Source organism: Mesotoga sp. HF07.pep.5.2.highcov (assembly GCF_003666285.1).
Classification (GTDB): Bacteria; Thermotogota; Thermotogae; order Petrotogales; family Kosmotogaceae; genus Mesotoga; species Mesotoga prima.
This window is the reverse complement of the sequence record NZ_JFHJ01000557.1, coordinates 1-9,914: the sequence shown is the minus strand read 5'-3', so window position 1 is coordinate 9,914 and position 9,914 is coordinate 1. Positions and strand designations below refer to the sequence as shown.

The window sequence follows — 9,914 nt, the reverse complement described above, 5'->3', positions numbered from 1 at the left end:
TTCTGAAGCGATTGATACAGGTTCTCTTGGTGTTCTCTCATTCCTGTAGAAGAAGTTCGAAGCGTCGATTGTTAAGCTCTTTCCTTCTACTGTCGAAATCAGAGTTTCGGAAATGACCACATCGTTGAATGCCGAACTTATGTATTCTTCTTCGAATACGTCTAGTCCGATTACCCATTTTGGCCTTATATTAAGGAAGTCAAAGTCTACTATGTCAGCAACCGATCTGATAGCAATTAGTGGTCCGCAATTGGCTGTTCCTGAAGCCACACCTGCAACTGGCGCAAGCCTTCCGGTCTGACGCATGCCGGCGACAACATCGGATGCGGTTCCATCCCCTCCGATCGATATCACCAGATTCATTTTCGAAAGGGCGTTACCGGCGTTTACGGTGTCTCTGTAATCGTTGTGGGTCGTCTCCGATCCGATTACTTCTAGATTGAAATACTCTTTCAGGTAAAGATAGGTAGATTTCGTACAGAATAGGCGCAATCCCTCAAGCTTCTTGGCAAGAGTCTTCATGAGATCAAGATCTTTCTCTCGCTTACCAGAGTTTGGATTGTAGACTAATCCGATTCTCATACTACTTCTGCATTCGGAGTATTTGAAGAGCAGTACTCCTATCCGTTACGATTGAATTGATATATCCGGCCTTTATTGACGCATGAATCGCCTGAGCTTTCTCCTTGCCTCCTGCAATCCCAATAACCTCGGGTACTTCCTTCAGCTGATCAAGAGATATCCCGAGGATATTCTCATTTCCGGAAACGCACGGCGCTCCGTCCGCGTTGAAGAATCTTGCTGCTATGTCGCCAACCGCCTCGTGTTTCATAAGGTTAGCAAGGAACTCCTTGTCGTAGATGTTCTTGAAGGCATTTGACAGAGATATGGGTTCCCCTATTCCGACAATGGCCAGATCTAACCGCTTCCACATCTCCGACATGAATCTTATCGAACTGTCTTCAAGCATCATATTTAGAGTTTTCGCGTTTTCTATGAAGGCTGGAGCGAAAAGGTAGTAACGGTTACTGTGAAAGGAATTCGCAATCTTCTCAACAATTGAATTCATCTGATACTCATGACGCAACTGGCCTACGCCGCCGATTAGGGGTATGAATGTTGTGTTTGGAAGCTCCCCATTGAATACGACTCTTTCAACTGTTTCGTACAGAGTTCGACCCCAGGAGATGCCCACAAGTTGTCCATTCTTAACGTAATCTGAAAGAAATTTCGCTGCAGAAACTGCAATTGAGGCGATAGTCCCTCCATCTGCTGCTTCGTCCGCAACGATGACGTTCTTCAGTCCGAATCTCTCTTTCATTTCTATCGAAATCTCTTCGAGATTTTCCACTTTTCCCGAATCAATCTCTATCCTAACGACTCCTTCATTTTTGGCTTTAGTGAGCAGCCTGCTGACTTGGGGTCTGGATATTCCAACCAATCTGGCGATTTCGCTCTGCGTCTTATCCTCAATATAGTAGAGTTTGCATACTTTCATCATTGTGTCTCTATTGGTCATAAGCCCCTTCATCTTAAATCTTTCCTCCCTTCTACGAGGTTGGGTCCAATTGCAGAAACCGCTTCTGCCGCCTTCTTGTGGCCGTAATTGATACTCTGGACAGGATCACCGCACTTCGTGAACTTTTCAATAAATCCTGCGGCAAAAGCATCACCGGCTCCCGTAGTATCCAGGATTTCTTCAGCGATTTCTTCAACCTCGAAGGAGCGGCTATTCTTGTTTCTGTCTATCCAGATCGTTGCAGCGGATCCTCTGGTTATTATAATATTCGAAGAGATCTCACTGATCCTTGTCTGAAGGTTCTCTGCTTCTCCTTCCGACAAAATAGTGAAATCCGATAAACAAGCTACCTCAACAACGGAATCGGCTCCAAAGTACAGACCACATCCACCTGGTACATAGACTTTCAGAGATTCGGCTGACTTTCGGAACGCATCAAGTGCGACTTCTCTGAAACTGTCCGCCACGCAAATCGCACTGTATTTCTTTTCGTCGATTACACCACGAAAGAGAGCATGACCTCCAAGGGATATGATTCTTCTCTCTCCATGTGAATCCAGCATTACTAAAGCCTCAGCGCCAGATCCATTTTCCACGACGTAACGAAGATTCATGCTTGACAAAGAGAGCTTCTCTAGAATCCGCTTCGAAGATAGATCATTTCCCGTTCCGAAGTAGAAATCCGTTTCAACGCAACGCGAGAGATTCAAAGCTATGTTTGCTCCTGAGCCTCCGATGAAATCATGTGTGCTTCTTGCAAATACCATAGAGTCTCTTTCTGGAAATGAATCGAGAATCACATACCTGTCGATAGAAGCGGCTCCGATAACAGCGACTCTCATTTGATCGCACCTCTCGTAAGGCCTCCGATTAAATACTTCTGTGATAGGAGAAACAGAAGGATTGGAGGAAGAGCAGTGATGAGGGCGCCGGCCGACAGAGTACCCCACTCTACGGCACCCCCAGTTCCAACGAACCTCGAGAGGAAAACGGGGAGGGTATAATTAGCATTCTCTCTCATGATCACAAGCGCAAAAAAGAACTCATTCCAAGAGAGAAGAAACGCAAACGTTCCAACGGCGACTATCCCCGGAACTGCCATTGGCACAATTATCTTCCTCATTGCCTGAAATCGATTACAGCCATCTATCATTGCAGCTTCCTCAAGTGCCTTGGGAATCTCATCGAAGTATCCCTTTAGCAACCAGCTACAGAATGGAATAGTAAAGGTAGTGTATAGAATAATCAGGCCCAAAGGGTTGTTCTGAAGGGAATATCGGTTCAGGAGAGAAAAGAGACCGATAATCATAAGAATTCCTGGGAAGGCCTGAGAAGCTAGAAGCCATAGTATCAAAAGATTCTTGCCCTTGAAATTAAATCTGGACATCGCATACCCTGCCAGTGTAGTGATAATTATGCAGAGCAGAACAGTGACGAGGGTAACCGTCATACTGTTTGCGAAGTTCCTGCTGAAACTGGTTTCATGGAAGATCTTCGCGTAGTTTCCCAGATAGAATTTCTCCGGAAGCTTCAAAGGATTCTGATAAATGTCGGTGGTTTCTCTGAAAGAGTTAAGTATTAGCATTAAGAGAGGAGAAAGGATCAGCAAAACCACCAAAAACGCTACTATGTTCATTGTAATTACTACGCTTCTCTTAGGCCTCATTTCTTACCTCCCTTATATAGAAGGCAACAGGTAGAAGGAGTATAAGCAAACATATGACGCCGATTGCAGAGGCGTATCCTTGCTGAAAATACGCGAAAGCATTTTGATAAGAATATAGTGACAGTAGCATTGAAGAGTTCCCCGGTCCGCCGTTGGTCATTGAGTAGACTATGTCGAACATGTTGAAGGTCCAGATCGTATTCAGTGTAACAAGGATAAGAATCAGACTTTTCATTAAAGGTAGAGTGAGATAAAAGAATCTCTTGAATACTCCGGCGCCATCTATCTCGGCAGCCTCGTACACATCAGAAGGTAGGGACTGCAGTCCCGCCAAGAGAGTAACGATAACGAACGGGAGGCCTATCCAGATGTTTGCGACTATACAGGCGAAGAGAGAATAACCGGGAGTCACCAGCCAATTAGGAGGATTTGCAAAGCCCAACGTTTTCAGAAAGGAATTAAGTGGTCCCATAACTCCGAAGATGTATCTCCAAATAAGTGCCGATACAACGGGGGTTGTCGCCCAGGGCAGAAGGATCAGTGCTCTGTATAGACCTCTTAGCCTTATGTATGGCAGATTGAGTAGCAGAGCTATCAACATGCCTAGGACAAGCTCAAATCCGACACATGCAGCAGACCACACAAGGTTATTTTTGAGCCCGGTCCAGAACAGATTGTCTGACACCATGTCTTTGAAATTATCAAGGCCGGAGAAGTACTTTCCTCCTCCGAAGACAGCGTCGGAGAAGAAACTGTTGTATATCCCGTTGACAAATGGGTATACACTTATTAGCGCTACTACTATCAGTACAGGCAGTATATATGGCAGTGCTTTCGCTGTTTCGCTCTTTCTGATATGTCATCACTCCCAGCAGTTACCGAGTGAATCGGTATTATGTATCTCATCGATTGCCGGTATTACTGGACACTGGCGACCACACTCCAGTTATATGGAAACGTGAAATGAACGTCTCAAATAACTCTAGCTGCGTTGCAAAGGGCTTTTTAGGGTATTTCTTTCATTTTACTGCAGTTGCCACAAATCACTGAAGCCCGAGCTTTTTCAGCATTTTGTTTCCCTCAGTGACTGTATCCTTTAGAGCTTCATCCAAACTCATACTCCCAAGAATCACCTTTTCCAGATTGGGAACAAACAGTTTCCATTCGAAAGTATAGAATCCAGGCATTCCGGGTTTAACGTTGTCTGAGTATTGGAGCCAGGCTTTTGCTATGTCCCATTCGTTCTCAGGTGAATCAAATCGCGCGTCAGCAATTGCCGATTCCCTTACCGGGAAAAGATAGTCGCTGAAACTTATCTCTGCTGAGTTCTCGGTATTCGTCATGAATTCTATGAATGCAAAAGCTTCATCCTTATGTTTGGAGAGTTTCGAGATACCAAGAGCCTGAGGATCAGATGCATTGACCTTGTTATCTCCGTTCTTGACAAGAAGCATACCCCAGTTGAAGCCTTTATTCTGAAGCAAAAAACGTCTGTTCCAGCAGCCAAAGGTAACCATTGCGTACTTTCCGTTTATGAATCCCTGCATAAGAGAGGTGTAGTCTATACTTATAACATCTTTTGGCATTACACCATGTTCCGTTATTAGTGAGAGGTAGAACTCAATAGCTTCTCTAGCTCCCTCATTAATCTCAACCTTCCATTTATGATTGCTGTCCTTTGTAAGTATCGTTCCATCTTTCTGAGCGATCAAGGTCCAGTGAAACCTTTCCATTAGAGGAGCAAGGATTCCCCAGGTTATTACATTTCCGTTCTCATCTTTCCTTGTAACTCTTTGCGCGATATCAAGCAGCTCTTCCCACGAAATCATTCTGTCGAGAGGTAATCTAATTCCGTTTTCTTCGAATGTATCCTTGTTGTAGAAGATCACTTGCGTTTCCTGGCACCAGGGATCCCATAAAGATTTCCGGCAAAATCATAGCAGTCTTCGAATATATGGGCCGGAATATCACCAATCATATCGTCAGTGACGTAACTGTTAAGAGGGGCCGCATACCCCATCATTCCATATTCTCGGAATTTCTCGGCGTCAGTGTGGAAGATGTCCGGCGCGTTTCCACCTTGAAAACTTGTCAGCAGATACTGGTCTGAAGACTCCCAGGTGCCCCAGATAATGTTCACCTGAATATCTGGATTCTTTATGTTCCATAAATCGACCAGATCGTATATCTTGTCAACCGTTGCAGGTTGCCAGGCAAGACAGTAAAAGTCCAGAGTAACGGCGAAGACCGCCGAAGTGATTATTAGAAGTAGTGAGATTATAAATATCTTCTTCACTCAAATCCCTCCTAGCTTGAGACCTTAACGACAATCTTGATTTTGGTCTTGTCTGTGGCGTCTTTGAACGCTTCTACAATATTCTCGAGGTCCCATACTTTGGAAATCAGTTTAGAAAAAGAATCTGGATCACTGGTGATGAAGCCGAAGGCCTTCTTAAAATCCTTCTCGGAAAAACCAAAAGCGCCGACGAGGTCCACCTCTCTATAGTGAATGAAGTAAGGATCTATCTCTAGGACCGTGTCTCTCGACATTCCGCCAAACAACTCAAATGTTCCGCCTGGATGGACGAAAGGCAGAAGCGAGTTGACAAGTTCCTTTCTATCATTTGCAAGGATGATTGAATCGAAGCGAGGATCACTGTTCTTGAAGCTTTCGAAACCAGACTCACTGAAGTCTATCGTTTTAAGACCACAGTTCTCAGCCATAGATAGCCTGTTCTTATCAATATCGGAAATGTATGTCTCACATTTCAAGTTTTTCAGAGCGTTTCCAAGGAGTAATCCCATAGGACCGCTTCCAACAACCAAGACTCTATCTTCGGGGATTATCCTGGCTTTGTCTATACCATGAATTGCACAGGCCAGCGGTTCCGTCAGGGTTGCAGTACTCTCGGGGACATGATCTGGGATCTCAAGAGTTGCCCTTTTCAGGATCTCTAAGGGCACTTTCACATACTCGGTAAATGCTCCTTCAACCCAATGTTTCTTTGAACAGAGCTCGGGAACTCCCTTCTGACACATTTCACATTTGCCGCACTCTATGTACGGAGCTATCACGTAGTTAGCATCACCGAAATCGTAGTCTACCGACGCTCCCTTTTCAACTATCTTTCCGGTGAACTCATGCCCTAGAATGCAAGGCGGTTTGAACATGTGATGCCCTTTGTTGAATGTCTTTATGTCTGTACCGCAGACGCCAACCATACCTATCTTCACGAGACCTTCATCTGCCTGGATAATGGGCTTGCTAATATCATCGATTTCGATCTTCCCGATGCCCTTGTAGATTGCTGCCTTCAAATTAACCACCTCTTATCCCAGATAATGGGGGAGTTGCCTCCCCCATCACGAAATCACATCTCAACCCTAACTTCGATTACGTACCATGCCCAGTTGTCAGACGGGTACTTGTCGGTGATCTCCGGGAAGTCGTTGATCGGATATGCAAGCTTTATGGGGCCGCCCTGGCTCGCAGGGAGAGCCCTGAGGTTTTCGCCCGATCTGGTCGAGTGAGTCAGCATTATCGGATACTTCAATGCATCTTCGTAAGAGATTGCAAATTCCTTTTCATCAGAGCATACCAAAACAACATTCTTTGTTCCGGAAGGAACTCCCACGAACTTCAAAAGATCGGCGAGAGTCACTCCAACATATGTCTTGTCTCCCATCCACGGATCGGTTACAAAGAACTCGGTTTGGGGCAGTTCTTTGAACTCATCCAGCGTGAGTTGCCAGACACCTTCCTCATTTCTCAATGCGATCACGCCACTGATTTTAATTACAGGATCTGCGATTACCGCAGCAGAAATGAGAAGCATTGCCGCAAGAACAACCAGTAAGGCTTTCTTCATACGTATTTCCCCTCCTTATTCTTCCTGAACAATTCCCTCGGCGACCAACAGCTCGATCGGATCAACCACTCTCTCGCTGTTTCTAAATATCCCGTACAGAGAGTATTTATAGTCTTTTGAAATGGTGAAGGGAACGTCCAGATTGGTTATTTGAACCATGAAAGTATCACTACCATCGTTAAATGTGTAGCTTTTACCCCACTGACCGGTATTGGAACAATTCGAAACAAGCACAAGTGATCCCTCGAAGTATTCTGGATTGGTTTTCATAGATTTGATATCTACCGGGGCGCTTCTAACGAAGAGCTTCTTTCTGAACTCTCTATCTCCAGAGCGAACAACTATCTCATTCAGCCCATCGTCACAGGAAGAAAGATTGACATTGAAGTAGTATTCGCTCCAGAATCTCATATCTTTCTTCAAAACAACGCATTCCACGATACGGTCATTGAGAAGTACTACGATATCTTCTGTTGAAGGAAACGTGCAGAATCTGACGTACTCGACTCCGGAATAGGGGGCCTCTCTGCTCATGTCGAACCAGCCGGAATTATCATCTGCAAGAGTTACGAAACAGTAATTCAAATCGCTTCTTTTCATCTCAAAAAGTGTGAACCCATATTCATCACCAGTTGGAGATGGGCCTTCCCACCATGCTCCAGAAACAGCACCACAGGTTAGCTCCACAAATGGAGCATCGAAGTACTCAATCATCGTGTGCTTGTGACCGGTAATGTGGTATGAACAATCATCAGCAAAAATCTGCATCAGATCGTAGTAGTTATCGGTCTTGGCTAGACTGAACACCGGTTCATGTGAAAAGATCACGATTCTATTATTATTATCAACTAGCTCAATGTCCTTCTTCAACCATTCAAGCTGCTCAGAATCGACTTCGTAAACGAAACTGCCTTCGACGATGTTGTGAGTGTTAAGAACTATGTAGTGTGTTCCAAAGCTGTTGAAAGAGTAATACGCGGGCCCGTAGACGTTGTGAAAAATGTCGTACGGATCGGCCTTCTTCTTGTTTGTCTCGTGATTTCCAACGGAGTAATATACAGGGATATTCGAGATGGTTAGATAGTCTTTAACCTTTGTAGCCCATCTGGTTGCAACTTCGTCGTCGATATCTTTGATGCTTGCTCCCATGTCTCCGTTGCATACGATGAAATCGGGCTTGACTGTCTCGAGAATCGAAACAAGCTTGGTCATGTATTCATCTGGACTGTCAATCATCTCTCTGTCACCTAGAGATTCATAGAAGAGGTCGGGGTCATCCGCGTAGTGAATATCGTTTACAACGGCAAAGATACCATTCTCCACAGATGGCATCAGCAAGAAATCGTGATTCTCAAGCCCCTTAACATACCATTCGCTGCACAAATATCCGTCAGGTTTGATCAAGAATACATAACCATCTGAACCGGGAATACTATAGACCCCCTCACTGTCTGAAGAGACTATCTCAACTCCGTTTGAAATAAGGCAACCCTGAAGGGTCTGATCTTCCGAGTCGAGTATCCCGTTTGAGTTCAGATCAACAAACACATGGCCCTCAATTCCGAAAACAGCGCCGAGAAAAAGAAATAAGAAAACCAGCAAGAGTGCTTTCTTCATAAACGCCCCCTCTTTTCAGACTAGCCGTGAACAGTTTTCAGAAGCTTTTCGACATATTCAGTCTGGTCATCGGCTTGAAATACATTCCTGCCGTAAGCAACCCCCTTTGCGCCGAGCTCCAGAGCCTCCCTTGCCATTTCGAAGGCATCCTTTCCCTTCGGTCCCCCGGCAATCACGACGGGTACAGGGACTGATTCCAGAACCTTCGTGAATGACTCAAAGCCCGTATAATAGACTTTTACAAGATCGGCACCCAGCTCATACGCTACTCTCGTTCCCAGTGCAATATACTCCGGATCAGTAAAGTGGTCCATGGCCTGAGGAAGCATTTCTGCAATCAAGGGCATTCCTAGCTTGCTGCATTCTTCTGCCACTTTTCCGATAATTTCAAGCGACGCGTTTTCACCGTCTCCACCCATGAATCCCATAACAACCACACCGTCAGCTCCCATTGACAACGCATGTTCGACGGAAGTAGTGATTCTGTGGTAGTCAAACTTTGTGGAGTAGTTAGTAGAGGCCCCCGTTATTCTGCATAGAATCGAAACCTTTCCTCCAAGCAAATCTCCGTTCTTTTCGATTACGCCCGGATTTAGAATCATTGCATCGGGCCGGCCAGCGACTATGTTGCTTAATGTCCTCCTGACATCCTTGATGCCTTCTATCGGACCCTGGAACTGCCCGTGATCCATAGCAACGATCACCGTCTTTCCGTCTTCTCTGAGTATCCGGTTCATTCTAATCAGTTTTCCCGTCATGACATCTCTCCTATCATTTGTTCAGAACATATGTACCTAGATTATAGTACATTCCTTTAAGAAAACAAAACAGAAGCAAAGGATTTGGCAGTTTTATTTTGGGTGAACAATTAGGAATAGGAGTGAAATTGGTTTCGGCGTTTTGACCCATGAAGGTGTGCTACTGTTCAATTTCCGTTCTTTTCTGCTGCAGCAGATAATCAAGTTATGGGTTAGCTTTGACACCAGATGATTCGGGACACGGTTCTATTATGGAATGAAGATTGTTGTAGAAGCCTTCACTTTGCTGTTCTAGAGATTCTGAAGCCGACATTTGTGATGGCGTGACCTGGCAAACCCTTAGATCTCACATTGATACTGAGACCGACGGGGCAGTCTATCCAGCTGGCACCTCTCTTAACTCTGTAAGCTGAGAAGCTGTCAACATATGGATTCGTTTCTTCTGAAGATGAGTAGTCTGTGTGATAGTCACTAACCCATTCCCA

Annotated in this window: 10 protein-coding genes and 1 pseudogene; all 11 read right to left on the bottom strand. The window is 45.0% G+C overall.

From position 1 onward, the window contains the following. A partial coding sequence (locus BG32_RS11850) for a diacylglycerol kinase family protein (protein WP_183084336.1) occupies positions 1 to 582 on the bottom strand: 582 nt, incomplete at its 3' end. Position 583: 1 nt separating this feature from the next. After that, positions 584 to 1,531 (bottom strand): sugar-binding transcriptional regulator, encoded by a 948-nt coding sequence (locus BG32_RS11845; RefSeq protein ID WP_121526886.1) that lies wholly within the window; start codon positions 1,529 to 1,531, stop codon positions 584 to 586. Further along, positions 1,528 to 2,361 carry a PfkB family carbohydrate kinase gene (locus BG32_RS11840; protein WP_121526885.1) on the bottom strand — a complete coding sequence of 278 codons (834 nt, stop codon included), beginning with the start codon at positions 2,359 to 2,361 and terminating at the stop codon, positions 1,528 to 1,530. Before BG32_RS11840 ends, BG32_RS11845 begins: the two co-directional genes overlap by 4 nt. Continuing rightward, the gene (locus BG32_RS11835) at positions 2,358 to 3,185 is read right to left on the bottom strand and encodes a carbohydrate ABC transporter permease (RefSeq protein WP_121526884.1); all 828 of its coding nucleotides are present in this window, start codon (positions 3,183 to 3,185) and stop codon (positions 2,358 to 2,360) included. Before BG32_RS11835 ends, BG32_RS11840 begins: the two co-directional genes overlap by 4 nt. Then, positions 3,175 to 3,786: a carbohydrate ABC transporter permease gene (locus tag BG32_RS11830; protein ID WP_180274876.1), complete on the bottom strand. Its 612-nt coding sequence runs from the start codon at positions 3,784 to 3,786 to the stop codon at positions 3,175 to 3,177. Before BG32_RS11830 ends, BG32_RS11835 begins: the two co-directional genes overlap by 11 nt. 442 nt (positions 3,787 to 4,228) lie before the next feature. Beyond that, positions 4,229 to 5,325: pseudogene (locus tag BG32_RS11825) on the bottom strand (extracellular solute-binding protein). 167 nt (positions 5,326 to 5,492) lie between these two features. Further along, positions 5,493 to 6,503 (bottom strand): alcohol dehydrogenase catalytic domain-containing protein, encoded by a 1,011-nt coding sequence (locus tag BG32_RS11815; RefSeq protein WP_121526881.1) that lies wholly within the window; start codon positions 6,501 to 6,503, stop codon positions 5,493 to 5,495. Between the two features lie 53 nt (positions 6,504 to 6,556). Then, positions 6,557 to 7,054: a molybdopterin-dependent oxidoreductase gene (locus tag BG32_RS11810; protein WP_099772620.1), complete on the bottom strand. Its 498-nt coding sequence runs from the start codon at positions 7,052 to 7,054 to the stop codon at positions 6,557 to 6,559. A gap of 15 nt (positions 7,055 to 7,069) precedes the next feature. Further along, the gene (locus BG32_RS11805; RefSeq protein ID WP_121526880.1) at positions 7,070 to 8,671 is read right to left on the bottom strand and encodes a metallophosphoesterase; all 1,602 of its coding nucleotides are present in this window, start codon (positions 8,669 to 8,671) and stop codon (positions 7,070 to 7,072) included. 20 nt (positions 8,672 to 8,691) lie between these two features. Beyond that, positions 8,692 to 9,429, bottom strand: coding sequence for a class I fructose-bisphosphate aldolase (locus tag BG32_RS11800; protein WP_121526879.1), 738 nt, complete (start codon positions 9,427 to 9,429; stop codon positions 8,692 to 8,694). 278 nt (positions 9,430 to 9,707) lie between these two features. Next, the coding region (locus BG32_RS11795; protein WP_147434998.1) for an SUMF1/EgtB/PvdO family nonheme iron enzyme at positions 9,708 to 9,914 on the bottom strand (207 nt) is incomplete at its 5' end.

Coding starts and splice junctions, on each gene's coding strand:
- BG32_RS11845 (WP_121526886.1), bottom strand. CDS start 1,531: ATGAAGGGGCTTATGACCAATAGAGACACAATGATGAAAGTATGCAAA.
- BG32_RS11840 (WP_121526885.1), bottom strand. CDS start 2,361: ATGAGAGTCGCTGTTATCGGAGCCGCTTCTATCGACAGGTATGTGATT.
- BG32_RS11835 (WP_121526884.1), bottom strand. CDS start 3,185: ATGAGGCCTAAGAGAAGCGTAGTAATTACAATGAACATAGTAGCGTTT.
- BG32_RS11830 (WP_180274876.1), bottom strand. CDS start 3,786: ATGTTGATAGCTCTGCTACTCAATCTGCCATACATAAGGCTAAGAGGT.
- BG32_RS11810 (WP_099772620.1), bottom strand. CDS start 7,054: ATGAAGAAAGCCTTACTGGTTGTTCTTGCGGCAATGCTTCTCATTTCT.
- BG32_RS11805 (WP_121526880.1), bottom strand. CDS start 8,671: ATGAAGAAAGCACTCTTGCTGGTTTTCTTATTTCTTTTTCTCGGCGCT.
- BG32_RS11800 (WP_121526879.1), bottom strand. CDS start 9,429: ATGACGGGAAAACTGATTAGAATGAACCGGATACTCAGAGAAGACGGA.